We start from the raw sequence: 26,066 nt of genomic DNA, 5'->3' as shown, positions 1-26,066 counted from the left end.
TCAGACCATGCGGTAGTGACGGTGGCTGTCCATATGGACGTTGAACGAGGTAACCTGTTCGATGTGATCCAGTCTCACGTGTGCCGTCACCTGAAACGACATCTCGAGCGGGCTCGATTGATAGTCGGGTGAACGGACATCCACGTGAATGATCCGCGGCTCATAGCGACGGATGCATTGCCGGATCGCCTCACGGATCCGCCCCTTGATGTCGGCACTGCCCTGAGTGGCGTCATTGAGATCGATGACACCCAGCTCGGGGGCACTGCGACAATTGCCGGGACGGGTGTTGAGGATCTGATCGAGCTGTCGTTTGACCGAATCGATCAGCTCCTCAACGTCCGATTGGGGGGAAGAGGCCAGCCCCTCCCCCCGGATCCTGTCAAACAGACTGGCCGCATTTCCTCTATCCCAGGAAGAGAGATACGGCATCGGGCATTATTCCTTGTCCAGACGACCCACCAGAGACAGCTCGAAGCTGGCGCCCATGTACTTGAAGTGCGGGCGCACGGCCATGGCGACCTGATACCAGCCCGGCTCGCCTTCCACGTCCAGCACCTTGATCTGGGCGGCACGCAGCGGGCGGCGGCTACGCACGTCTGCCGGCGGGTTTTCCTGATCGGCCACGTACTGCTTGATCCAGCCGTTCAGTTCACGCTCAAGATCCTGACGCTCCTTCCAGGAGCCGATCTGCTCGCGCTGCAACACCTTGATGTAGTGGGCCAGGCGATTGATGATGAACATGTAGGGCAGCTGGGTACCCAGCTTGTAGTTGGTTTCCGCTTCCTTGCCTTCCTTGGTGTTCGGGAACACCTTGGGCTTTTGCACCGAGTTGGCGGAGAAGAAGGCCGCATTGTCGCTGTCTTTGCGCATGGTCAGGGTGATGAAGCCCTCTTCCGACAGCTCATATTCACGACGATCGGTGATCAGCACCTCGGTCGGGATCTTCGCCTGCAGCTGGCCCATGGCCTCATAGACATGCACCGGCAGATCCTGGATGGCGCCACCGCTCTGGGGACCTATGATGTTCGGGCACCAACGGTACTTGGCGAAGCTGTCGGTCAGGGAAGTCCCCATCAGGTAGGCGGTGTTGCCCCAGAGGTAGTGATCGTGATCCGAGCTGATGTCTTCCTGATAGTTGAAGCCCTTGATGGGGTTCTCGGTCGGATCGTAAGGCAGACGGGCCAAGAAACGCGGTGCGGTCAGCCCCAGATAGCGGGCATCTTCCGATTCACGCAGCGAACGCCATTTGGTGTAGGCCGGGCCTTCGAAGACCGACTTGAGATCCTTGATGGACGGCAGATCGGTGAAGCTGTCCACGCCAAAGAAGGCCGGGGCGACGGAGGAGATGAAGGGGGCGTGTGCCATGGCACCGACTGCGCTGACGTATTGCATCAACTTGATGTCGGGAGAACTGTGGGTGAAGGCATAGTCACCGATCACGGTACCGATGGGTTGGCCACCAAACTGGCCGTAGCCGGTCGAGTAGACATGCTTATAGAGGCCGGACTGGGTGATTTCGGGGGAGAACTCGAAATCTTCCAGCAACTCTTCCTTGGTCGCATGCAGCACCTGGATCTTGATGTTTTCACGAAAATCGGTGCGATCCACCAGCAGCTTGAGCGAACGCCAGGAGGATTCCAGCTCCTGCACCTCTTTGGCGTGCAGGATGACATCCATCTGCTTGCTCAGCTTCTTGTCGAGCTCGACAATCATGCTGTCCACCAGCGCCTTGTTGACCGGATCCGTGGTGGTACCGCTGTCCAGAATGTTGGCGATCAGGGCGGCGACACCCTGCTTGGCGACACTGTAACCCTCATCGACCGGGGTGATGCGCGCCTGCGCCATGATTTCGTCCAGCAAGGACGAGGGAGCAGCATCACTCGCCCCCGCTTTAACCTGTTCTTCGACCAGAGACATATTTTTTCCTTATCAATCAGTCAATTAATCTGCAGATCACTCGGCAGGCTTAATCAAATCCAGCTCCTTGAGCAGTTGCTCGCGAGCCTCGTCACTGGACAACAGATCCTGCAAACGATTGCGGAAGGACGGGATATTTCCCAAGGGTCCTTTCAGGGCAACCAGGGCCTCACGCAGTTCCAGCAGCTTGCGCAGCTCGGGAACCTGCTGGGCAACGCTGTCGGGAGTGAAGTCTTCCAGAGACTGGATCTTGATCGACACGGGCAGCTCGTCCTGGCTGTTTTCTTCCAGACGATTGGGAACGGAAAACTTCAGCTCCAGTGCAGATTCTTTCATGACAGAAGAAAAATTATTCTTGTCGATGGACACGGTCTGACGCTCCTCGATGGGGGTCTCTTCCGTGCGTCCTTTCATGTTGCCAACTACCATCATGGTCAACGGCAGCTCTATTTCCGCCTGCTGACCACCGGTTGCCGGTACATATTTGATATTAATACGCTCTTTGGGCGCAACAGTGGCGCCATCAATTCCTTTTCCCATGCTCTAAATACCAAGTTAAGGATCCATGAAGACCCTAAAGCTTATAGCCAATGTCTTTGCCAGCAACTGTAAGAAATGACAGTTGACGGGATCAATATAGATCCAGGCTAAAAAACATCAGCCGACGATGCATTTTTGACATACACAAAGCCGAAGCGTTGATAATCAAAAACGCAATATGCATCTTGTTACTTATACAACCCGATCATGCCTCTACTCTTTGTTAGAGGTCATTTTGGCTCAGGAGCCATTTGCGGCAGATGGTATATTTATAAATATCTCCACGTCAATACTGAAATCATTAAAAATAGAGATTACAATCAAAAATAAAAACTAAATACGATTTAAATCAACAGGTTACTATCATACCTCAAGACTAAAAAACATCTACAGATAGCATTATTAATAAAGATTTTGAATGTTCATTACCAGATGAGGATGAGATGGCATTTCGGTCATTGAATTAATGATTTGGTATTAATACATGACACTCATTTTCCACAAATGAAAATCATTTCCTGCTTCATAAAAAAACCTCCATAACAGAGCTGTCATGAAGGCTTCATGAATTGTTCAAAAAAGAAACTCATCATCCAAATAGAGTCAGTATATTGACTTATTAAATAGTATTATTTGCCGTCACTGATTGAGTGCCATGGTCCTATATTCTGCCTTGCGACTGCTCCGGCTGATGCGCGCTTGTCAGTGTCGTAAACCAGTGCTGGGCCAGTTTCTGACCGGCACCTTTTTCCTGTTCCGTCATGCCTTTCTCCAGCTCACGGCTGGCGGCGGTCGCATCGGTATTACCATCCGTGGCGGCAAGCAAGTACCATGCATAGGCATGCAACCTGTTACGAGGGGCTCCCCAACCCTGCTCACGCATGGTGCCCATGCGATACTGCGCCTGTCGGTGATTGGCATTCGCCGCCAATCGATACTGCTTCAATGCCTCACTATAATCCGCCTCACCGCCGAGCCCCAGCCGCAACATCTCACCATAGGCATATTGGGCCTCGCTGTTCCCTTGTGCCGCCGCCAGCGAGACAGTCTGACGAGCAGCTTTCAGCTCTCCTCTGCCCTGCTGCAACTTGGCCAACTCAAGCTGTGCCTGGCTCACTCCCCCGGCCGCGGCCAGTGTCAGCCAATGCTCTCGTGCAACCGCGTCCGTCTGCTGCAGGCTCAACTGATATTCGGCCTCATGGGAACCATGACTCGCTGCCAATTCCAGCCAGTAACGACCCAGCGCCAGATCTTGCGACACCCATTCTCCTGCCAAATAGGTCTGACCCAGCCACAATTGGGCTGGTGGCGAGCCCGCATTGGCGGCACGCTGATAAAGGGGAAACGCCTCTGTCGTATTTGCTTGGCGAGCCAGGGTCAACAAGGCATCCGGCTGCTGCTGGGCCGCGGCCTTTTCGTACCAACGCTGGGCAAGATCGGGGCGCTTGCTCACCCCCTTGCCCTGCTCATAACGCAGGCCGAGCCGATATTGGGCGTCACGATTCCCCTGCTCGGCGGCCTTTTCCAGCCACTGAACCGCATCGGCATCGGCGCCGGGCTGGCTGGCGTACCACTCCCCCAGAATCAACTGAGCACCGGCATGATCCCGTTTGGCAGCCTGCTCGAACCAGTCGAGACACGCGCTCACCAGCTTATCCTGGTGCTGACGCTGGCACTCCTTTCCGAGTTGATAGCTCGCGTCCCGATTGCCCAGCTTGGCCGAACGCTGCCACCACTCATGGGCCAACCTGGGGTTCTTGGGCTCACCTAAACCAGCCTGATACCAGCTCCCCACCTGCAGCGCCGCCTTACCACGAATATCGACATCCGCCGCCAAAGGCCCGGTTTGATCCGCGGACTGCTTCATCCAGCGCATTGCCTCTGGATAATCGGGCTTGGCAGCCAGACGATTGGCCAGCTCGTATTGCGCCTTGCCCTGGCCCTGTTGGGCAGCTTGAGAAAGTTCGGACTCTGTGAGTGATGTAGTTGTGGTGCAGGCAATCAACATGTTCGATACTAATATCGATAATAAAGCACGGTATACCATCAATAATCCCCACAGTTTTAAATAATATATCGGTAATTGGGTAGAAAACTAAGTATGGATATATTTACACTGCCCCCCTTAAAAACCATGTACTTTGCGAAACTAAACAACATATCTAAATGCCATGCGTGAAATAAAAACAGCATAATCTATGGAAATAATATAGCTCTGCTGTTGTCTAACCAGCCATCTTCCCTTATAGTCGACAACGTTTCATAAGGAGTTATGAGACTACCATCATCAGTAAGTAAAATATTTATTTATATAATTACCGGCATGAAACGTACTTTCATAAAAATAATTCATCTCAGTAGGAATGCCGCCTATATTATAGAGAAACACCAAACCTATAAACATAATATATCCATACCGACTATGCATTCAGTTAGGTAGCAACTAACAAAAGAAGCAGGCCTCATTATTTATGAACAACTATACAAGCAATTTAAAAAACACCTAAAAACATCAAACAAGTTTTATTAATTAAAATAATGTTAAAGGCCTATCTCAAACCCGTCATTACAATATTCAGCAAGCTGGGGAAAGTCGTTTCCCAATAAAAAAATGTTCTAAGTCAACTTCAAAAAACCAATCTTGAAAATTATCAACCAGGTTATTATAAGCACCTACAATTGCAACTCCACTTGCAGAACTAGGATGTATAGATATATATTCGTATACTATATCTTCAGCAAGGGGGGTTATCTTACCTATTTCAAATCCATCCCGATTGTAGACGGTAGCATTGAGACTGTTGCCCCCTCCATATTCCATTATAACTATTAATTCATACTTATTTGAATACACACCATACCCTGTGGTGGGATAATTTATTCTGACCAACGAGTCATTGGCAGTCCACTCAATATATTTAAAGCCCTTATCGTTAATAACTTCAACCATAGATATTTTACTACTAAAACCTGTAGAGCGTTAATTTCCAGGCTAATTCCCTAGACAATATAAAACCCCATCAACTAGAGCCCTAGTAAATATTGAAAAGCACTATTGCATAGGTTGTAAATTACTCTCCAAAGGTATTTTATAAAAATTCATATGAATGTGCCATCTTATACACTGTGGCACATCCAGAGCCTGCGAACTTCCTATTACTACATTGTACTACAATGAACCATTCCGTCATCCATATTTGTACATAAGTTCGTCTATGAGTTCTTTTTCTAGGTTTGTAAATTGCTTTACATTAAACTCATCCATGTGTACAAGAATTGCTCTTATAGGTATAGTTCGTTGCGTGTCTAAAACCATCTGAATTAACTTTCCTGCTTCAGGGTCAGCACCTAACAAATGACTTTCTATCATCTTTTTTGTTTCCTCTCTCAACGTCAACGTATCCATATCATTTCTCCGGCAATATGCTTATTTCATCCACTTTTATATATAAGTTCTCACCATCGTTTGGCACCAACTGTCTAGCCCCCCCTTTACCATATTGCGGATATGCTTCAGTGATAGGTTCTAAGTCAGGACCTTCACCACCATGGCTATTAGGTACTTTAACTTTAAGTTTACCGGATTCATCAAATAATTGTAACGTATCGAATTTTATCCGAAGTCGTCCATCACTCCATGACCCTGTAGAATCACCAGACGTAACATGCTTCGGCGCCTTTATTTGGAAGGCCTCTGTAACCTGATCACCTGTATCAAACTTATCAAAACCGAAATATGAAAGCCGCACCTCACCCGTATCTATTGCTTTTTGAGCAAATTTATTTACAGAACCATCATCATTGAGATATCTCATATATCGATACCCGGTACTTGGCAATGTCGACGCAGGGCCATTTGGCCCAACATAGAAGTCAGGTTTACTCGCACTAACACTAGGCGGTTCTTCCATCCCTTCCTGACGCTTTTGTTGAACAACCTCGGCATCATCCGGACACAGCCCCGGAACTTTACTTAACCCCAACGGATCCACCCAGCCGATAGGGTTGGGGGCATACTGGTAGTTGTTGAGCCCACCAGCCAAGCCTATCGGGTCGGGGGTGATAAATCTACCGGTGTCGGGCTGGTAGTAACGGTGGCGGTTGTAGTGCAGTCCGGTCTCGGCATCAAAATACTGGCCCTGGAAGCGCAAGGGAGTATCTACCTCGGCCAGCTCCTGCTTCCAGACATTGCCATAGGCGCGATAACGCACCTGCCAGGCGGTGTGACCATCATGGTGGGTCAGGGCCAGCGGGGTGCCAAGGTGATCCAGCTGATAGTGATAAACCTCAGCCTGCTCTCCTTCCCCCTCCAGCTGAACCAGCGGCTTGAAGCTGCCCGGCTCGTATATAAAGCTGCGATAAACGCCGTCGCTGCGGCTCTCGGCGATGAGATTGTTGGCCTGCCACAGGAACTCGGTAACCTGCTCGGCGTCCAGCCCTTTCTGCCCGCTTACCGTTTTACGAATTCGGCGACCAAAGGCATCGTAATCGTAGCGGGCTGTGCTGCCATCAGGCAGCCCGACCTCAATCAGCTGATGCTGACAGTCGTACTCATAACGGGTCACCAGCGACTGGCCTTTGCCGCGCCGCTCTACCGCCAGTCGGCCAAATTCGTCGTATTCGAAGTGGCGATCGCCGCTAAAGAGCAGCCGGTTGCCCTGGGTTCTCGCGGGCTCGAATTGAGCACCCTGAGTCTGGCCTAGCAGGTTGCCCGCCGGATCGTGCATGAAGCGTTCGGTTATCTCACCGCGCACCTCAAGCAGCCGATCCAGTGGGTCGTAGCGATAGATGCTCTTGCCCTGGGCACTGTCGTCGATCCGTTGCAAGTTGCCGGTTTGATCGTAGCCATAGCGCCGTTCACGGGCGACCTGCTGGCCGCGCTGCAGGCGCAGTGCACTCAGGCGGCCCTGCTCGTCATATTCATATTGCTGGGTCAGGGCGCCCTGGCTGCGGCGCATCTCGAGCCCGGCCAACATCTGGTGACGAGTCAGCTCGTTGCCATTGAGATCGACACCGCTCAAGGCACCGTTCTGATAGTGGTAATCGAGGCGATTGCCGTCCGGCAGTCGCCACTGGGCTAGTTGACCCATGGCGTCGTGTTTGAAGTAGCTGGAGGCCCACCCCTGATGCTCGGCGACGAGGTTGCCGCCCCTGTCATATTCAAAGGCTAGCGGCCAGACACCATCATCCACCTGGGTCAACTGACCGTGTCGGTCATAGGAAAACTGGATTTCACGACTATCTGGCAAGGTTTTTTTAAGCAGTCGCCCCATGGGGTCTCGCTCATAGCGGGTGACCAGCTCTGTCCCCTGCTTGCCAAATTCCACCTTCTCACTGAGGTGGCCATTGAGATCGTAGCGATAGGCGGTGGTGCGGCCATCGAAGCCGGTTTCCCACTCAACCAGCCCGTTGGGGGCGTAGTGGATCCGGTGTTGCTCGCCATGTTCGTTCTCGATTTCACTCAAGAAGAGCTTGGCATTGTCGTAGCGGTACTTGAGCTCACTGCCATCAGGATTGATGCGCCGGCTCACCAGATGCAGGCCGGGGTGATATTCGAAACGGGTCTCGCGGCCCTGCTCATCCCACTGCGCCGTCACCTTGCCATAGGCGTTGTATTCGAAGCGCCGTGTGCCGCCACCGGGCAGATGTACTGTCTGCAGACGATCGGCGGCGTCCCACTCATAGCGGGTGATGGCCCCGCGCGGATCGCGTCGCAGGATCTGGCGACCCCGTTCATCGTAGCGCCAACGGGTGATACCACCGTCGGCCCCCTTCTCTTCGATCAGCTGGCCAAGGCGATTCCAGACCAGTTCAACACGGCTGCCATCTGGTTGCACCACCCAGCTGAGTTTGCCTTGCGCCGTATAGCCATAGCGGGTCTGCCGACCGAGGGGATCAACCCTGGCAATCACATCCCCCTGCTCGTTGCGCTCGAAACGCCACTCACGATCCCCTTGTACGACTTTGCGAACACGACCATCCCAGTAGCTGTAGGCCATCTGGTTTCCATCCGGGGCAATCTCGAGGGACAGCAAGCCAGCATCGTCATAGTGATACTGGGTCTCGCCCCCCAAGGCATCTCGAGCCAACACCTTCTGGCCCTTGTCGTTGTAACCGAATTCGGTGACTGCACCGTCCGGATCCTGCTGACGCACCAGGCGGGCGTTGCTGTCATGTTGATAGACTTCCAAGCTGCCGTCGGCGTTGTTGACGGTGACTTCGCCCTTGTCATCATCCCAGCCATAGCTGACATCGAATCGGGCAACATCGCTCCAGTGGCGGATGGCGCGGGCGCGACGCCCCTCACCTTCCCACTCCCAGAAGAAACCGGCGCCACCCGCGAGGCGACGCTCCAGGATTACCCCATCGCTGCGATAACGATAATGCTCTCTTTCTCCCGCCCCATTTTCGGCGGCTACCAGATGACCCGCGTCATCGTAGTGATAGCGCTGCAAAATGGCCTGCGGCTGCCAATTGATGCCATCGAAGTGTTGCAACTCGATGGCGGTGAGATGAGCCTGTTGATAGACGAGACGCAGGGCCAGGCCACCATCGTGTTCAACCCAGCAGGGGCGGCCTTCGGCGTCCGGGCGCACCGTCAGGCGATTGCCATAGACATCAGAGATCGCCGTCAACCGCCCTTCATTTCCCTGCCAGCTGAAATGCAGGAAGGGAGATCCCGCCTTGGCCAGGATCACCTCATCGGTTTGATCCCCCAGGTAGGCTGCCGCCTCCGACACCCGGTTGGTGATCATGGGCATGGTGGCCGACGGCAGCGACAGCTCGATGGCTAGCGACTCGTTATCCCGCCAGATCAGGGTTTCACCGCGGCGCTCGAGCCGATGAGCCAAAGAGTGGCTCCAGCCAGGCCCCATGCCGCAGTCCTGCTCTACAGCGGACGTTCGGTAGAGGCGGCCAAAGGTAAAGGGCAACATGCCGGGCAACAGCGCATCTTCCAGCGCCAACAACTCTTCCCCCGTCACCATGGAGACAGGGCAATTGTTCTTGCAGGTCTGTGCCTCCGGTTGGCTGGATTGACCGGATGGCGTTTTGGCCGGCGTGGACGCATCCGGCGTATTGTTGACCTGCTGGACTTCGGTATGGGACTGGAATTTTCGCTTGGCGGCCGTCGCCTGCTCGACCTGAGTCAACGCCTTGCCATCCCCCACCAGATTGAGGTCGGCCTTCTTGGCCGGATTGAGTTTGGCAACACCGGCCGTCAGCACCTTCTTGGCGGTCTGGGCATGCTGGGCCAGATTGTGTTTCTTGGAGAGCGTGACCAGAGAGGTCACCAGGCGCATCACCCGATCGCTGTTCTTGGCCATCGAGACGGTCTTGGCTCCGTAACGGGCCGCAAGGCCGGCGCCACCGGTCAGCACCACACCGACGATGACGTCGATCAGTACAGAGGCGATCACCTGAGCACCAAACTCGGTCTGCTGATCCGGCGGCAGCAGCTTGACCCAGCTCACCAGGGCATAGGCATAGAGATAAAGCAGGGCCTCATCCTGCAACACCAGCATGGCCGCCTCCATCTGGGAGGCACCCGCCTCGGCCATGGCGGCAGCATCGACGCCGAACTCGGCCAGTTTCTTGGCATTGCCCACCGGATCGGCCAGCAGTTCGTAGATGGTCTTGAGATCATCCCATACCCCAACCAGTGCTTTACCAATGCCGCTGGCGGCCGCCAGGGAGTGACTGCCAAATCCAGCACCGGTCGCGTTGTAACGACTCCAGGCGGCCTTGTGTTCACCGTTCCACTCCTGGGTGAGCCAAGCCTCGAGGTCTTTTTGTACCGGCGCATAGGACGCGAACAGCGCATCGAGATCGATCTTCTTCACATTGGGATAGAAGGTCACCCGATAGGACTTGCCTGGGGTGAGCTTGCCTATCTCAGCAATCCCCTTGGCATCCAGACTGCCCTCCTTCACCACGTCCTCAGGCATGAAACGCTTGCCGGCCATCTTGCCGGCCTCCACCTTGTATGGGGTGTTACCGATGGGGATGAAGCGCACCGACTCGAACAGATGGACCAGACGCAGGGTGCCGCTGAGCGGACACTGGGTCACGACCGACTGGGCTTTACTGCTGCTGGATGAGGCTTTGATCGTCTTGTCGCCGACCTTGATGGTCTGCTCCATGTCCATGCTGAGCATGTCACCGAGAAAGAAACTCTCGGCATCCTTGCGGTACTCAGTCAAAGCATTGCGATAGTCGGCAAGTACCTGGTTGAAGACGGCTTGGCCGGCATTATTCATGCTTGAACCTCTTTGCACAGCGCAGCTTCCAGCGCCGGGAATAATTCGGAATCACTCAAGGGGTTACGTGCGACAAAGCGGGCAACCTTGAGTCGTAAATTGGCTTCGGGAAAGGACCAGTAGAGCTGACCATTCTGATCGGCCAACTGCTGCATCAGGTTATTGATGAGGGGGCCGGGATCCTGTTTTGCCAGCGCAACGACTAGTGGATCTGGCAGGTTCCACCAAGGAAAGGGACGTGGTGAAAAGGGCTCGGAAGGTCCCCATTGAAAGGCTCGGTCACAGACCCAGAGCTCACTCAGCTCAGGCAAGAGGGAGGTAAAGCGATCTCCCAGTTGCTCGATGATCGAAGCAAGGTAAACACCATCCCAGTAGCGGAAGAACACGGCCTCCCCTTGATGCCAGATCTGGGTCAGCCCCTGCAGATGGGCATAGAAAGTGTCGACGGATTGCGCCGTAGACAGCAGGAATCCCCAATCGCGGGCCGGCGTACTGGCCGCCCACTCGATAAAAGTACTGCCCTCATCCAGCTCGACCAGATAGGGCATGACCGGGTGCCAGTCTGCATAAGCAGTACCGAGATAGAGGCCACGAGGGGTATGACGGCCATCCAGCTGGTAGTAGTGCTGCAAAGGAGTGGCATCGCTGGCACCCGCCAGCACTGCGTATAGAGGAGATGAGCGGTGCGTACCGACCCACTCGGGTAACGAGATGACCTCAGATCTCACAAGCCCCCTCCTTGCACTTCTCACACTCCTCACAGAAGGGGGCTACGCTCTTCATGGTGGCGAGCTGAGCCGGGCTCAGCGGCACCTTGGGTGGAGGAGGCACGGCAACGCCCTGGGGATCGATGGGAGACTTGCCCGCCCAACCCGAGCCGGAGCCTGGACTGCCACCGGAGTTCATCTTGATGGTGGGGCCGACCAGGGTGACGCCGCCACCATCCACCTTGATAAAGCTGCCCCCTACCTTGACAGTAATTTCACTGCCCGCCTCCAGCACCACCTTGGCACCGGCCTTGACGTGTACTTCCTGTCCCGCCTGAGTGAGCCAGCTCTGACCCAGCTTCTGATGCATAGACGCATCCACGGTCAGCGAATAGTCGGCCTTGACCTGGTCCCGCTTCTCGCCATTCACGGTGAGATGGTCATTGGCCTTGATGCGGGTCACCCGCTCATTGTCAATGTCGGTGTGCTGGTCGTGCTTGATGTGCCAGGCCGCATCGTTCTCAATCAACAGGTTCAGGTCTTTCTGACCGTGAAGGTAAATCTCTTCCTGCCCCGCCTGGTCTTCGAAGCGCAGCTCGTTGAACCCCTCCCCCTGATGGGTCTCGGTACGCAGCACGGTGCGGGTCTTGTGCGCCGGCAGCTCGTAGGGGGGTCTGTTGGTGGCGTGGAAGGTCCGGCCTGTGACTATGGGCTGGTCCGGGTCCCCTTCCAAAAAGCTCACGATGACCTCATGACCGATGCGTGGGATGGCCAGCATGCCGTATTGGCCACCGGCCCAGCCCTGGCTCACCCGCACCCAGCAGGAGCTCTGGTCGTTACTGGAACCGTAACGGTCCCAGGGGAACTGCAGCTTCACCCGGCCATGCTCGTCGCAGTAAATCTCCTCCCCCTCCGGCCCCACCACGGTGGCGATTTGCGGGCCGTCCACCATCGGCTTGTGAGGCGCCTCTGGGCTGCCGATGCGGGCGCGCCAGCTGGTGCTCGCCTTCACCACCGCAAATTCGTTGTGGTAGACGGTGGGTCCGCTGCCGCCCTCTTCCTCCAGCGCCTGGGGCTGTAATCCGGTGTGGCTGATGCGCACCACTTGCCAATCGGTGTTCAAGCCGCCGTTCGGGTGTTCGGTCAGCGAAAACGTCTGGCCCGGCAGCAGGGCCGCGCAGTTGGACTTGCCGCTGCCGGTCACCGCGTCATTGCGCAGCGCATCCAGCCGGTGCTGAGCAAAGGCCTTGCCGCTCGGGTCCAGCTTGTAGCGGCCCGGGTAGTCGAAGTGCTGGTAGCTGCCCCGCTGGTGCTCAAGCTCGGCCCCCAGCTTCTTGTGGGACAAGCCATAGGCCGGGGTCTTGAAGCTGTAGTCTTTCAGCTCCACGTCCGAGGGGCGCACCGCCTCCCGATAGTGGAACTGGCGCACGTAGGGCCCTTGCTCCAGCGAGCGGTTGCCCAGGTTGAAGAACAGCTCGGGACCGGCGGTCAGGGCCGCCGCGTCATCGGCAAAGACGATGCGGTGCTTGCCCTGCTCGAACTCGTGGAAGTAGAACAACCCCTCTTCGGCGGCCAGCCGGTTGACGAACGCGAGGTCCGTCTCCCGGTACTGCACGCAGTACTCCCGCTGGGCATGCTCGTTTTTTAGCGCGAAGGCGTAGTCGGTGATGCCGTGCTCTTGCAGCAGGATGGAGAGGATTTCGTCGGGCTTCTGCGCCTGAAACATGCGGGAGTTCTGGCGCAAGGAGAGCCGCCACAGCGCCGGCTGCACCATGAGCTGATAGCGAGTGCGCCGAAAGCCGCTGTCCCCCTGCGCCAGGTCGCTCACCACCCCGCACACCCGCCGTTGCAGCTCGCCCTGGTACCACACCAAGAGCTCGCAGGGCTGGTCCAGCACGGCGCCAAAGTCGATGTCCGGCTGGGGGCTGGCCAGCTCCAGTCGCAGCTGGAAGGGACCGTTCAACGCCTCTTCCAGTGCAAACTCGGCCACCACGAAGGTGCTCTCGGGCAAGGCCCCCACCTTGACGGTAAATTGTAATCCTGTGCTGTCTGCCATCGGCACGCCTCTGCTATCGGCCCGGCCCCGCAATCTTGCCGGGTAACCTGAGGTGGATGAGAGATCCGCCATGGCTGTCACTTTTTCACCGCCATGGCTACCGCACGCCCGGAGGCGTGCAATGGGATCCGTCGTCATGTTCTTTCTTGTGCTCGCTCACCCGGGCAAACGAACAGAAGAAAGACGCAGCATCGGCATGGCGTCGACGATAAACAGCAAAGGGATTGGTGCGTTGCTATCGAGGCGGAGGAGCTCTTGGTACGCTGCTTTGTGCTCCACACACAGAAAAAGGAGCACCCAAATGGATGCTCCTTTATTGCATCAAGCCTCGATCGGGGCACGCCAGTCATCGGCACCGGAGGTACCGGCAACGGTGTGTTCCCAGTCGATCTTGCGGTAGGCCAGGGAGACCTGGATCAGCTGGGTGAAGTCAGACTTCGCCGGATCCTGGCAGTGGGGCATCTGGCAGTCGATGTCGACGATGGTGGAATCGGTCAGCACGGTAGAGAAGAAGTGCTCCTGCTTGCCTTCGACCGAGGTGCGATACCACTTCAGGGTCACTTTCGGCAGCATCTCGCCGGAGGCCAGGGAGTTGTACATCAGCGGCACGGCCTTGTTCAGCGCGACGGTGAATTTGAACGGCTTGTGGACACGCTGACCAGCCGGCTGACCGGATTGCGGGTCGGTCGGCACGGTAACGACGTGCTGGAACTCTTGCACCAGCATCTCGTCTTCGTGGCCCTGCACGAAGATGTTGCCGACGGAGTCGGAGGTGAAGGCACCGGCGGTGATGTTGCCCTGGGTTTTACCTTCGATGCTGATATAACATGGAGTTGGCATGAGTATGCTCCTGATTGGTTGAACGGTAATGACACTCGACCTAACCATTAGCAGCGACCATGCCAATCAGTTTTTTACCTTTAAAACAAATAGTTACACAAAATCCTACCTTCCTCTCCTGCCTTTATGCCGCAATACCTTGCTTTCCTGGCATATACCGCCAGCATTTGTTGCAACTGCAGTATCTAAATCCAGTATTAGAGCAACATGTTGCCTTGAACAGAACTTATCACCAACGACAACCCATAGACCGAGCTCCTTCTGCGCGGCTGTCACGCCGATAGCAGGTCGCCCTCCAGACATGGCTCAGGCTCGCCATCGGCACGAGTGACCGTGACCGTGACCAGAGTCAGGATCCCGGCGGGTCATAAATTGTCGGTGACAGCGAGCTCCGCCTGACCACCGCAAACGCTATACCTATAACCATGGACTCTTGCTCCGGTGTGTGGCGATGGCATCCGACAGTTGCAGTGATTACCCTCCCCCCATCCCTGCCCATCCGGGTTCTCTCACCTACACTCGGACTCTGGCGGTGCCTCGTTCAAGGGTCGCCATTGTTCCACCCTAAAACAACACTCACTACCCACCGGAGCCTCATCACCAGCGACACCGGCGATGAGGCGAACAAGTCCCTGCTACATTGCACATCAAGGTGGTTTCATCATGTCGCACCACAGGCCCGTCACCCCGCCCGATCCCCATGGCCAACCCCTGTCCGATCCTTACGACTTTTCCCTGATCCTGGGCGGCCCCCTCTATCAGCTGTGGAACCGGGCTCATCTCGGCGACATCAATGCCCATATCAGGCGACGGATCCTGATCCTGAGCGGGCTCTGCTGGCTGCCCCTGCTGTTGCTGTGCGGGTGGGAAGGCACGCTGTTGCAAGGGGTCGCAGTGCCTTTTCTGCTGGATATAGAGACCCATGTCCGCTTCCTGATCTGCGTCTCGCTGCTGGTCTACGCCGAATTGATTGTCCATCAGCGGATCCGGCTGATCGTCCGCCAGTTCATCGAGCGGGGGCTGATCTCGCCCCTCTCCTTGCCGCGTTTTCACGACGCCATTCAGGGCGCCATGCGCTGGCGCAATTCGATCCCCGTGGAGGTCGGGCTCATCCTGTTTGTGTTCTCGATGGGGTACTTCATCCGGATTCACACCTTCGTCCTGCAATCCTCGACCTGGTACGCCACCATACATGAGGGGAACGTGGCCCTGACCCTGCCCGGCTTCTGGTTCTTCTGGGTGAGCAACCCCCTCATCCAGTTTCTGATCCTGCGCTGGTTCTATCGGATCCTCATCTGGACCCGATTCCTCTGGCAGGTCTCCAGGATCCGGCTCGACCTCATCCCGACTCACCCCGATCGCAACTGCGGTCTCGGTTTTCTGGGGGCCTCGGCCTATGCCTATGCACCACTGTTGACCGCATTTGGCGCCCAATTGGCCGGCTTCATCGCCAACCGGATCTTCTATGACGCCGCCGTGCTGACCGCCTACAAACCAGAAATCATCCTGCTGGCCGGCTTCGGCTTGCTGCTCGTGCTGGCGCCGCTGAGCGTCTTCGCACCCCGTATCATGGCGGCCAAGCGCCAGGGGTTGCGCGAGTACGGTGCCCTCGCAGCGGAATACAGCCGCAGTTTCGAGCGCCGCTGGCTGCGCACGGCCGACAGAGACGGTGAATCCCTGCTCGGCGCCGCCGACATCCAGTCCCTCGCCGATCTGGCCAATGCCTATGCCGTCATCAAGGAGGTCAGGCCCATGCCCTTTAGCCGGGACATGTTCCTGCAGCTGATCCTCGCTGCCGTGGTGCCCTTCCTGCCCCTGCTGCTCACCCTGTTCCCCTTCGACGTGCTGCTCGATCGGCTCGTGGGGGTGATCTTCTGATGCGGCCCGGCGGGAATGCGGCGCGTATAAGCCGCTGCCTGGCCCGAAGAGCCGACAGGTAGACAATGAGGCGGGAAGTGATCAGAGAAGCCTCGCGGCACCCTCTGCGATGCAACTCATTGCGTGAGGTGCCATCCGGCCGGGCTAAAAAACAAAAACCCCGCTTTGCAGGCGGGGTTTTGTTATTTGGCAGGGGGATGCTTTACCGGGCGGCCTGAGGACGATCGTCACAGCAAGCTGCTGCACTCGAACCAGCACGGGCCTTCACCCACCCACTGTTGAGCACAGTGAAACGGAAGCCCCCGAAGGCAAAAAACCCGACCATGAGCTCGGGTTTTGCTATTTGGCGGCGGGTCAGGATTGACTCGCACCATCCCTGGCGCTCGCCCTGCGGGCAGCCTGCGGCTGTCCAAGCGGGCTATCCTGCCCGCTTGTCAAACCAGGGGCCGAGCCGAAGCGCCTGTCACCGGATAAAGTAAAAGGGCCTGTCTTTCGACAGGCCCTTTTACTTAATTTGGCGGTGAGGGAGGGATTCGAACCCTCGATACGTTGCCGTATACACACTTTCCAGGCGTGCTCCTTCAGCCACTCGGACACCTCACCAAATTTTCGACTGCGCTTTAACGTGTCCAATCACCACGCCGTTCTCGTCGCTATTGCGCTGGAACGGGGCGTAAGATAAGGGATAGGTGCAGACCGGTCAATCTCATTTTTTACTTTTTGCAATCAATTGCTCAATTACCGAACCAACTGACCAAAAAGATGCCATTCCCTATCCCTTTCAGTCAATTTTTAGACACTTCGTGCAAGTGTTCTCCTCTGATGGCCTCCTCCAGCGAGCCGTAGAACTCCAGCTCACCCGGGACGGGACGCACCTTGGCCCGGGCCAGGGTCTTGAGGGGCTGGAACTGCAACTCGGCCACCTTCAGCGGCACGCCTGCCTTGGCCATCCGCCTCGCGAACTGCTGGAAGGCCGACAAGCCCCCCGCGTCGAGAATGGAGACGGCCTCCATCTGCAGGATCAGCGCCTTGTGATCCTTGACCTGGGCCAGCAACTCGTCAAAGACCCGCTCCGCTGCCGCAAAGAACAGGGGGCCGTTGATCTTGTAGATCAGCGTCTGCGCCGGCACCTCGCTGGCGTAACGCTTGTGCTCGGCCAGGTTGTGCAGTCGGGTCATCTTGGCGATCTCGCGCATAAACAGCAGAGACGCCAGGATCACCCCGAAGGTGATGGCGATGACCATGTCGAAGATGACGGTCAGGGAGAGGCAGACCAGCAGCACCAGCACGTCCGAGCGCGGCGCCCGGCGGATCAGATCCACCACCTTGTGTGCCTCGCTCATGTTCCAGGCTACCAGCAGCAGCAGCGCCGCCATGGCGGAGAGCGGCAACCAGGAGAGCCAGGGGGCCAGCACCAGGATGGCGGCCAGCACCACCAGCGCATGCACTATGCCGGAGATGGGCGAGGTAGCCCCGGCCCGCACGTTGGCGGCGGAGCGCGCAATGGCGGCCGTCGCCGTGATGCCACCGAAGAAGGGCGCCAGGATGTTGCCCAACCCCTGCCCCACCAGCTCACCGTTGGAGCTGTGCTTGCGCCCCGTCATGCCATCCAGCACCACGGCGCAGAGCAGTGATTCGATGGCACCCAGCATGGCCATGGAGAAGGCGGCAGGCAGCAGCCGCTGAATGGCTGCCAGATCCCAGACCACGGGTGCACCGTCCGGCCCGGGCAGGGACCAGGGCATCATCAGGGTCGGCGCTATGGGCGGGATCCCCATGCCCTGGGTGCCATCGGCCAGGGTGTAGCTGAACTTGCTGCCGATGGTGGCCACGTCCACACCCACACTGTGCAGGCCTACCCCGAGCCCGACCCCTACCAACACGGCCGGCAGATGGCCCGGCACCGGCAGCCGCAGTCTGGGCCAGAGCAGCAACACGGCCAGGGTTGCCACCCCCACCAGGGTATCCCCCCACTGCCAGCTTGGCAGGGCCAGCGCCAGCGCCTCGACCTTGCCAACGTAGGTTTCCGGCATCTCGGCCACGGTGAGGCCGAAGAAGTCCTTGATCTGCAAGGTGGCGATCACGATGGCGATGCCGCCGGTGAAGCCCAGGGTGACCGAGGGCGGGATGTACTCGATCAGGCGGCCGAGCCGCGCCATCCCCATGGCCACCAGGAAGAAGCCCGAGATGAGGGTCGCCATCAGTAGGCCGCTCACCCCGAATTGCTGGGCCACCGGATAGAGGATCACCACGAAAGCGGCGGTCGGCCCCGAGATGGAGAAGCGCGAGCCCCCCGTCACGGCAATCACTATGCCGGCGACGATGGCGGTGTAGAGGCCATGCTGGGGCGGGACGCCGCTGGCGATGGCCAGCGCCATGGCCAGCGGAATGGCGATGATGCCGACCGTGATGCCAGCGATGAGGTCGCGGCCGAAACGCGCCACGCTATAGGGTTCGTCGAGACAGGATTGGCGCAATGCGATAGCCAGCTTCACGCCTTGTAAGGAAGCTTGATTGTGCATGTATAGGGTAATACCAGAAGGAGGAGACAAAGGCCGGAGTGAACCGGCACCCGATCATCATCAAGGGCCGGCAGAGCTGTCGACACGGCGATGGTATCGAGAGCAACCTTACCCGAGCCGGCGAGATATTTCGATGGCCGGGATCAATAAATGGGCATTACCAGGCGAGATGACCCTTGATTGGCCTCATATCGCCTACTTTTCCCGCCATTAGCCACCCTTTTCCCCTACTTAGCCTGAGCCTTGGCGACGGCTCGGCACCGATCCCGTGAACATCAGCCCTCCCCCTGAACAGTCAGCGCCGGGACTGCTTGTTTGCCCGTTCGGCACACCCCATGGGCAGCTGCCGACCAACCGCTGTTGCCCTTCGCCATATCCCCAGCGTCGCCGGCCAGGACGGAGCAGACAGGCCATAAGCAACGGATCCAAAAACGTCGGACTGGTCCATCTCAAGCTGCTGATTGTGCTGAAAATAGTCCACAACGTCCAAGTTTTGGGCAAACGGGGCGAAAACCCATTTTTTGCACGGGTTAACGGGTTGACACCCGGCCGACAGGCTATTAATATCCGCACCGTCTCGACGAGACAGGCAATTCCTCCTTAGTTCAGTCGGTAGAACGGCGGACTGTTAATCCGTATGTCACTGGTTCAAGTCCAGTAGGAGGAGCCACTTTTCCCTCGTAGTTCAGTCGGTAGAACGGCGGACTGTTAATCCGTATGTCACAGGTTCAAGTCCTGTCGAGGGAGCCAACTTCGAGAGCCCGCTTAGGAAACCAAGCGGGCTCTCGCTATTCTGCACCGCCCAGATAGGCTCTGCGCACATCCTGATTGCCCAGCAACTCCTCACCACTGCCGCTTAACCGGATCTGCCCGTTCACCATCACGTAGCCACGATCGGACAGTTTCAGCGCATGATAGGCGTTCTGCTCGACCAGAAAGATCGTCATGCCGCTTTGCGCCAGCTCGCGCAGCGTCTGGAGGATCTGCTTCACCACTATGGGGGCCAGCCCCAGACTCGGCTCATCCAGCAACAGCAGCTTGGGGCGGCTCATCAGCGCCCTGGCGATGGCCAGCATCTGCTGCTCCCCACCGGACATCGTCATCGCCCGCTGTTTACGACGCTCTTTCAACCGCGGGAACAGCTCGAACATGGTTTGCAGATCCTGAGCCGCATAGCGATCGCCTATCGGTATGGTGCCCATCAGCAGGTTCTCTTCGACCGTCATGTCGGGGAAGATCCGCCGTCCTTCTGGCGCTTGCGCTATGCCCGCCGAGGCAACGAAGTGCGTCGATTGATGGCTGATATCTTCGCCGCGAAACAGGATCTGCCCGCTGCGAATGCGCGGCTGACCGAAAATCGACATCAACAGCGTGGACTTGCCGGCGCCATTGGCACCGATCAGCGCCACGGTTTCCCCCTGATGCACCTGCAGGTTGACCTGTTTCAGCGCCTGAATGGCACCATAAAAAACGTCGACGTTACGAAACTCCAGCATCGCCTCACTCATGCGCAGGCCTCGTCTTCGTCGGTGCCCAGATAGGCGGCAATCACCTTGTCATCATGCTGAATGTGCTCAGGCTTGCCCTCTGCGATCACGTCGCCGTGATCCAGCACTATGATGTGGTCAGAAATCTCCATCACCATGCCCATGTCATGCTCGATCAGCAGCACCGTGATGCCGTGCCGGTCGCGCAGAAACCTTATGATCTTGCTGAGGGTGCGCGTCTCCACCGGGTTGAGCCCGGCGGCGGGTTCATCGAGGCAGAGCATTTCCGGGGCCGTGCACATGGCGCGGGCGATTTCCAGCCGGCGTTGCTGCCCATAAGACATCTCCCCCGCCAGCCGGTTGGCGCAATCCACCAGATCCACCACCTCGAGCCAGTAAAACGCGCGATCCAGGGCGCGACTCTCTGCACGCCGGTATGCCGGGGTGTTGAGTACACCGGCCAGCAAGTTGCGGTTGACCTGCATGTGCTGGGCGACCAGCAGGTTCTCCACCACCGACATCTCCCGGAACAGACGGATATTCTGGAAGGTGCGCGCCAACCCCGCCCGGTTCACCAGATGGGTACCGCCAAACATCTTGTAGAAGAGGCGCTGGCCGAGTTGGGCCGGGTTGATCCAGTCACCGGGCTGGAGTTTCTGGCCGAGGATCTGGATCACATTGGTCGTCTTGTCGCGTGCGTTGAAGAAAATATGGCCGCCGGACGCCCGATAGAAGCCGGTCAGGCAGTTGAACACCGTGGTCTTCCCTGCGCCGTTAGGGCCTATGAGTGCGGTGATGGAGCCCCGTCGCACCTCGAGGCTCACGTCGTTGAGCGCCTTGATGCCACCGAAGGAGATCATCAGGTGCTCAACGCTCAGGATCATGTCGTCAAGGGTTCTGTCTGTCATAGCGCCACTCCTTTTCGCACCGCAAAGCCGCTGCGGTTAATGCGAATGAGGCCGCGAGGGCGCCAGATCATCATCACTACCATCAACATGCCAAACAGCAGCACCCGGTATTCGGCGAAGCCGCGCAGCAGCTCAGGCGTGACCGTCAGCACAAAGGCCGCCAGCACGACGCCAATCGTCGACCCCATCCCCCCCAGCACCACGATGGCGAGGATCAGGGCCGACTCGAAGAAGGTGAATGAGGTCGGGTTGACGAAGCCTTGATAGGTGGCAAAAAACACCCCGGCAATCCCTGCGGTCGCAGCCCCCAGCGTGAAGGCGGAGAGTTTGACCAGTACATGATTCAGCCCCATGGAGCGGCAGGCGACCTCATCCTCACGCAGTGCTTCCCAGGCGCGGCCAATCGGCATTCTAGTCAGGCGATGTTTGACATAGAGCACCCACACCACCACCAGCACCAGAATGGTGTAGATAACGATGAATTTCAGGTTGGGGTTGTAGCTCAGGTTGAAAAACTCGTGGAAGGGCACGCCACCCTGCTCCTTCGCCCGCCGTCCGAACTCCAGACCAAACAGCGTTGGCGGCGGGGCAGAAATCCCGTTGGGGCCACCGGTGAACGCCAGCCAGTTGTTCAGGATCAGGCGAATGATCTCCCCGAAGCCGAGCGTCACAATCGCCAGGTAATCCCCATGCATGCGCAACACCGGAAAACCCAGCAAGGCCCCGGCCGCCGCAGAGATCAGCGCCACCAGCGGCAACATCGACCAGAACCCAAGCCCAAGATATTGATAGCCAAGCGCAAGGCCATAGGCCCCGATGGCATAGAAGGCGACGTATCCCAGATCCAGCAAGCCTGCCAGGCCAACGACGATATTCAACCCCAGCCCCAGCAGCACATAGATCAGGCCGAGGATCGCCACGGTCAGCACATATTTGGTGGCAACGAAGGGGAAGCAGATGGCCAGCGCGAGCACCAGCGGAATGATCCAGCGCAGGGGATTCTTGTAATCCGGATCCCGTACATAGACCCCTGAGTTGTCCGTCTCAAAACAGGCGAGCAGGCGAACGCCTGCGGCCGTGGTCAAGAAGGCGCTCATCAGGAAACGACCGGCCATGACGGCCAGGATGATCCACGCCAGTCGCTGCCCGGCGAAATTAAAGCTGTAGCCATCCAGCACCACGCCGACGATGGGGCCGAAGATGATCAGCGCCACCAACCCGGCAAAAATCGCATCCAGCAGGCAGCGCTTGAGGGAGAAACCGTCCTGCAATCTCGTCTGTGATGTCATCTGTTACGCCCTCACACTTTGGCAATGATGGGGCGGCCGAGCAGCCCCTGAGGACGAAAGATGAGGATCATCACCAGCAGCCCGAACGAGAACACATCCTTGTAATCGGAATTCACCATCCCCGAGAATTGCGCCTCGGCAATGCCGAGGATGAGGCCCCCCAGCATGGCGCCGGGCAAGGAACCAATGCCCCCCAGCACGGCGGCGGTGAAGGCCTTGATGCCGATGATGAAGCCGACATAGAAATCGAAGGTGCCGTAGTTGAAGGTGATCAAGACGCCGGCAAGCCCCGCCATGGCGGCACCAATCACAAACACCAGGGAGATGATGCGATCCGTATTGATGCCAATGATCGAGGCCATTTTTCGATCCTGTTGCACCGCCCGGCACATGCGTCCCAACCTGGTATTACTGATTATCCAGGTGAGCAATAACATGCCAGCAAAGGAGGCGATCAAGATAAACACCTTGGTGTAGGTTATCTGGATAAAGCCGTCGCCAAGATGGAGACGAAATACCCCGTCCAGCAAGGTAGGCACCCCTTGCTGGCGCGGTCCCTGGCTGATTTGCGCGTAGTTTTGCAGTATTAACGACATGCCAATGGCGGAAATAAGCGGCGCCAGACGGGTGGAGTTGCGCAGTGGTTTATAGGCGATACGCTCTATGGTCCAGCCATATACCCCCGTCACCACTATGGTGAACACCAGAGTGCCGAGGATAAGTAGCGGAAAAGAGTGCAGCCCGAAGAATGACAACAGCGCCAGACCGATGGCGCTGAGATAGGCCGATATCATATAGACTTCGCCGTGGGCGAAATTGATCATGCCGATGATGCCGTAGACCATGGTGTAGCCAATGGCAATCAGGCCGTAGACGGAACCCAGCGTTAATCCATTGATCAACTGCTGCAGGAAAAAGACATCCATCATAGTACGCTCTCGTTATAGGCCACTGAGGCCCGGTGGTTATAGAGCGCCGACTCGCGTCGGCGCTGAGCGTTTTCCACTATGTCGTTACTTGACTTCTTTATATGTGCCCTTGTCATCCCATTCGTAGACCACGTAATCGGAGACTTTCAGATCGCCTTTGCTGTCCCAGGACTTCTTACCCATCACGGTATCTACGCTGTTCGCTTTCAGCCAGGCGCTGGCCTTTGCGGAGTCCGTGCCGCCGGCCGCCTTGAATGCCGCGGCAATGGTCTGCACAGACGCATAGGCGTAGAGGGTGTAGCCTTCCGGCTCAAATTTGTTGGCGCGGAATTGCTCGATGACCGCCTTGCCGTCCGGGATCAGACGGGGATCCTGACCGAAGGTCATGTAGATGCCATTGGTGTACTGAGGGCCGCCGGCGGCCGTGACCATCTCGGCGTTGACGATGCAGTCCCCCGAGAAGAACTTGGCCTGCACACCCTGTTCACGCATCTGGCGTACCAGCGGGCCCCCCTCAGGGTGACAGCCGCCGAAGAACACTACGTCCGGTTTCTGCGCACCTATCTTGGTCACCAGCGCATTGAAGTCTTTCTCGCCGCGCGACAAGCCCTCGTACATCACATCCTTCACGCCACGTTTGGCCAGCGCCGCCTTGGTCGCATCGGCAAGCCCCTGCCCATAGGTGTCTTTATCGTGAATGATCACCACTCGCTTGGCCTTGAGCTTGTCGATGATGAAGTCGCTGGCCACCTGCCCTTGCTGGTCATCACGCCCGCACATGCGGAACATGTCGCTCATGCCACGTTCGGTGACCAGCGGGTTGGTCGAGCCCGGGGTGATGGCGATGATCCCAGCGTCGTTATACACCTCGGAGGCTGGCATAGTGGAAGATGAGCAGAAGTGCCCCACCACCGCATTGACTTTATCCTGATCAACCAAGCGGTTAGCCACGGAGACCGCCTGTTTGGGTTCACAGGCGTCATCCCCCTGCACCAGCTTGATCTTTTCGCCATTGATCCCGCCGGCGGCGTTGATGTCATTGGCGGCCTGAGTCGCGCCGTGCCAATACTGATCGCCATAGGTGGCGTTCGGCCCGGTGAAGGGGCCTGCAACACCGATCACAATATCCGCCTGGGCGGAAAACGCCGTGACCATACAACCGGCCAACACAAGCGAAATAGGGCTTCTGATGAATTTCAGCGACATTATGATGTTCCTTATCAAAGAAGCTTGGGTAGGTAAGGTCGAACGCCCGACGGCGCGTCCAATCCAACGGCAAAGCGAGAGCACGATGCACGAAACGAACTCAATCCAGACAACATCCTGTGAGTGGATATAGGGCTTTTTTGCACGGCTTGCGTGCTGAAAAAAGCTAAGCAAATGATTGCCATAGTTGCAAACCGGACAGCAAATATTTGACCTGCCACAGTATAGGGCGTCATTTTCGGCCACCCGGTGTCGCCAAGTGAAATTACGGCGGGGATCACATCTGCTTAAAAATAACGGAAATGATTTCTACGATGGCCAGGATATTTGCTACCTTGCGCCCAAAAAGCACCGATAAGAAAACAGCGGCAATATATCGCCTCTCAATTCAGGCTTGTTCCATGACACTGCCTTGGCGGGCTATTCAGGCCTATCATCAGCACCTTCTCACCCAGTTCAGGAGTTTCCATGCGTCGCTTCAACTTCATGCTCAACGGCAGCCGGCTGATGATGTTCCCTTTTTATGTCTGCATCCTGGTCTGCGTCGCCCTGCTGATGGTGAAATTTGCCATGCAGCTCTATGTCTTGTGCCGCGACATCATCGAGATCCACTACATGGATCTCATCACCGGGGTGCTGACCCTGGTGGACTTCGTACTGGTGGCCCAGATGCTGATCCTGGTGGCCATCTGCGGCTATGTGCAGTTCATCCAGACCCAGGAGCAGCGCGAGGCCCTCGGCAACAACTGGCTCAGCAAGATCAACTTCGCCTCCCTGAAGCTCATCGTCATCAACTCCCTGGTCACCATCGCCGGGATCGAGGTGCTCAAGGCCTTTCTGGAGGATGGGGTGGGCAACGAAGTGGAGATGAAGTGGTCGGTGATCGTGTTCCTCGCCTTCTCCACCGCGGCGCTGATCTATGCGATCACCGAACGCTTGGCGGATCACAAGTAGCTCGGCCTTTGTTTTCATTCAGGGTTTATTCATCAGGGGCGGAATTGATAACTCTTTTCATTGCGGTTACCCCATTGTAAACTTGCTCCCCCGGACGGAATGTCCGGGCGTTGGAGCATGTATGACAAGCCTTTCTCTCTCACCACGACACTTTTGGCGGTGGCTGGCCTATCACCATCAGGCGGCCGAAGGCTCCCTCTATCTGATGTTCTTCTCCGGCCTACTGTTGTGGGAGCCGCTGACCCCCGTCTGGTCGCTGGCGCGCTGGAACCTGTTGCTCCACGTCATGCTCTCCCTCTCCCTGTTCCCCCTGCTGTTTGGCGCCTTCTGGCTCTCTCACCGCCACCTGCTGCGCCACAGTCGCAAGCCGTTCCTGCGCACCACGGGCCGGATCATCGAGGGCCTGCTGCTGCTGTGCCTCGGCAGCGGCCTGGTGCTGATCCTGCACGGCACGCCGGGAGACGGACTCGGGACACTGGCCAGCTGGGCCCACTGGCTCAGCGCCTTGCTGTTAACTCCCCTGGTCTTGCGTCATGCCTGGCGCTGGACCCTGCTCAAGTGGCGCCCCTGAC

Annotated in this window: 19 protein-coding genes and 3 tRNA genes; 5 read left to right on the top strand and 17 right to left on the bottom strand. The window is 57.3% G+C overall.

Annotated features, from left to right (window positions below; translation table 11 throughout):
* From tssE to hcp1, 10 genes are all read right to left on the bottom strand, one after another.
* The gene (tssE, locus tag EL255_RS08405) at positions 1-432 is read right to left on the bottom strand and encodes a type VI secretion system baseplate subunit TssE (RefSeq protein WP_042653488.1); all 432 of its coding nucleotides are present in this window, start codon (positions 430-432) and stop codon (positions 1-3) included.
* A 6-nt stretch (positions 433-438) separates the two neighbouring features.
* Positions 439-1,920, bottom strand: a complete 1,482-nt coding sequence (gene tssC, locus EL255_RS08400; RefSeq protein WP_042653487.1) for a type VI secretion system contractile sheath large subunit — start codon at positions 1,918-1,920, stop codon at positions 439-441.
* 36 nt (positions 1,921-1,956) lie between these two features.
* Complete coding sequence (gene tssB, locus EL255_RS08395) at positions 1,957-2,460, bottom strand: type VI secretion system contractile sheath small subunit (RefSeq protein ID WP_025326628.1); 504 nt, start codon at positions 2,458-2,460, stop codon at positions 1,957-1,959.
* A 661-nt stretch (positions 2,461-3,121) separates the two neighbouring features.
* Positions 3,122-4,507 (bottom strand): tetratricopeptide repeat protein, encoded by a 1,386-nt coding sequence (locus tag EL255_RS08390; protein ID WP_042653486.1) that lies wholly within the window; start codon positions 4,505-4,507, stop codon positions 3,122-3,124.
* 528 nt (positions 4,508-5,035) lie between these two features.
* Entirely contained in the window at positions 5,036-5,410 is a 375-nt protein-coding gene (locus tag EL255_RS08385; RefSeq protein ID WP_126623298.1) for a hypothetical protein, read from the bottom strand.
* A gap of 237 nt (positions 5,411-5,647) precedes the next feature.
* Positions 5,648-5,866: a hypothetical protein gene (locus EL255_RS08380; RefSeq protein ID WP_042653485.1), complete on the bottom strand. Its 219-nt coding sequence runs from the start codon at positions 5,864-5,866 to the stop codon at positions 5,648-5,650.
* A 1-nt stretch (position 5,867) separates the two neighbouring features.
* Positions 5,868-10,718: an RHS repeat-associated core domain-containing protein gene (locus tag EL255_RS08375; protein WP_232018926.1), complete on the bottom strand. Its 4,851-nt coding sequence runs from the start codon at positions 10,716-10,718 to the stop codon at positions 5,868-5,870.
* Entirely contained in the window at positions 10,715-11,446 is a 732-nt protein-coding gene (locus EL255_RS08370; protein ID WP_042653484.1) for a DUF4123 domain-containing protein, read from the bottom strand. Before EL255_RS08370 ends, EL255_RS08375 begins: the two co-directional genes overlap by 4 nt.
* Entirely contained in the window at positions 11,436-13,481 is a 2,046-nt protein-coding gene (tssI, locus tag EL255_RS08365; RefSeq protein ID WP_042653483.1) for a type VI secretion system Vgr family protein, read from the bottom strand. Before tssI ends, EL255_RS08370 begins: the two co-directional genes overlap by 11 nt.
* A gap of 321 nt (positions 13,482-13,802) precedes the next feature.
* Positions 13,803-14,321 carry a type VI secretion system effector Hcp1 gene (gene hcp1 / locus EL255_RS08360; RefSeq protein WP_042653482.1) on the bottom strand — a complete coding sequence of 173 codons (519 nt, stop codon included), beginning with the start codon at positions 14,319-14,321 and terminating at the stop codon, positions 13,803-13,805.
* 663 nt (positions 14,322-14,984) lie between these two features.
* Between hcp1 and EL255_RS08355 the strand changes: the two genes are divergently transcribed.
* Entirely contained in the window at positions 14,985-16,199 is a 1,215-nt protein-coding gene (locus tag EL255_RS08355) for a hypothetical protein (RefSeq protein ID WP_042653481.1), read from the top strand.
* 515 nt (positions 16,200-16,714) lie between these two features.
* On the opposite strand, the gene EL255_RS08350 is transcribed toward EL255_RS08355, so the two are convergent.
* Positions 16,715-16,802: transfer RNA gene (locus tag EL255_RS08350), tRNA-Ser, on the bottom strand.
* A gap of 182 nt (positions 16,803-16,984) precedes the next feature.
* Positions 16,985-18,721, bottom strand: coding sequence for a C4-dicarboxylic acid transporter DauA (dauA, locus tag EL255_RS08345; protein WP_042653480.1), 1,737 nt, complete (start codon positions 18,719-18,721; stop codon positions 16,985-16,987).
* 594 nt (positions 18,722-19,315) lie between these two features.
* Between dauA and EL255_RS08340 the strand changes: the two genes are divergently transcribed.
* Together EL255_RS08340 and EL255_RS08335 are read left to right on the top strand one after the other, a co-directional pair.
* A tRNA-Asn gene (locus tag EL255_RS08340) sits at positions 19,316-19,391 on the top strand.
* 4 nt (positions 19,392-19,395) lie between these two features.
* Positions 19,396-19,471: transfer RNA gene (locus EL255_RS08335), tRNA-Asn, on the top strand.
* Positions 19,472-19,509: 38 nt separating this feature from the next.
* Here the strand turns inward: EL255_RS08335 and EL255_RS08330 are convergent.
* The 5 genes from EL255_RS08330 to EL255_RS08310 form a co-directional block, all read right to left on the bottom strand.
* Positions 19,510-20,229 (bottom strand): ABC transporter ATP-binding protein, encoded by a 720-nt coding sequence (locus tag EL255_RS08330; protein ID WP_042653479.1) that lies wholly within the window; start codon positions 20,227-20,229, stop codon positions 19,510-19,512.
* Positions 20,226-21,116: an ABC transporter ATP-binding protein gene (locus EL255_RS08325; protein WP_042653478.1), complete on the bottom strand. Its 891-nt coding sequence runs from the start codon at positions 21,114-21,116 to the stop codon at positions 20,226-20,228. The genes EL255_RS08330 and EL255_RS08325 overlap by 4 nt, the downstream gene beginning before the upstream one ends.
* Entirely contained in the window at positions 21,113-22,405 is a 1,293-nt protein-coding gene (gene livM / locus EL255_RS08320) for a high-affinity branched-chain amino acid ABC transporter permease LivM (RefSeq protein ID WP_042653477.1), read from the bottom strand. The genes EL255_RS08325 and livM overlap by 4 nt, the downstream gene beginning before the upstream one ends.
* 11 nt (positions 22,406-22,416) lie before the next feature.
* Positions 22,417-23,334 (bottom strand): ABC transporter permease subunit, encoded by a 918-nt coding sequence (locus tag EL255_RS08315; RefSeq protein ID WP_218290407.1) that lies wholly within the window; start codon positions 23,332-23,334, stop codon positions 22,417-22,419.
* 84 nt (positions 23,335-23,418) lie between these two features.
* On the bottom strand, positions 23,419-24,456 hold the full coding sequence (locus EL255_RS08310; protein WP_232018925.1) for a branched-chain amino acid ABC transporter substrate-binding protein: 1,038 nt from the start codon (positions 24,454-24,456) through the stop codon (positions 23,419-23,421).
* Between the two features lie 552 nt (positions 24,457-25,008).
* Here EL255_RS08310 and EL255_RS08305 point away from each other — a divergent pair.
* Both EL255_RS08305 and EL255_RS08300 read left to right on the top strand, forming a co-directional pair.
* The gene (locus EL255_RS08305) at positions 25,009-25,494 is read left to right on the top strand and encodes a YqhA family protein (protein ID WP_042653475.1); all 486 of its coding nucleotides are present in this window, start codon (positions 25,009-25,011) and stop codon (positions 25,492-25,494) included.
* A 121-nt stretch (positions 25,495-25,615) separates the two neighbouring features.
* Positions 25,616-26,065 carry a hypothetical protein gene (locus EL255_RS08300; protein ID WP_042653474.1) on the top strand — a complete coding sequence of 150 codons (450 nt, stop codon included), beginning with the start codon at positions 25,616-25,618 and terminating at the stop codon, positions 26,063-26,065.
* The last annotated feature ends 1 nt before the right edge of the window (position 26,066 follow it).

This window comes from Aeromonas encheleia (assembly GCF_900637545.1).
GTDB classification, from domain to species: Bacteria; Pseudomonadota; Gammaproteobacteria; order Enterobacterales; family Aeromonadaceae; genus Aeromonas; species Aeromonas encheleia.
The sequence above is the reverse complement of the archived record's forward strand: the minus strand, read 5'-3'. Positions and strand labels throughout refer to the sequence as shown.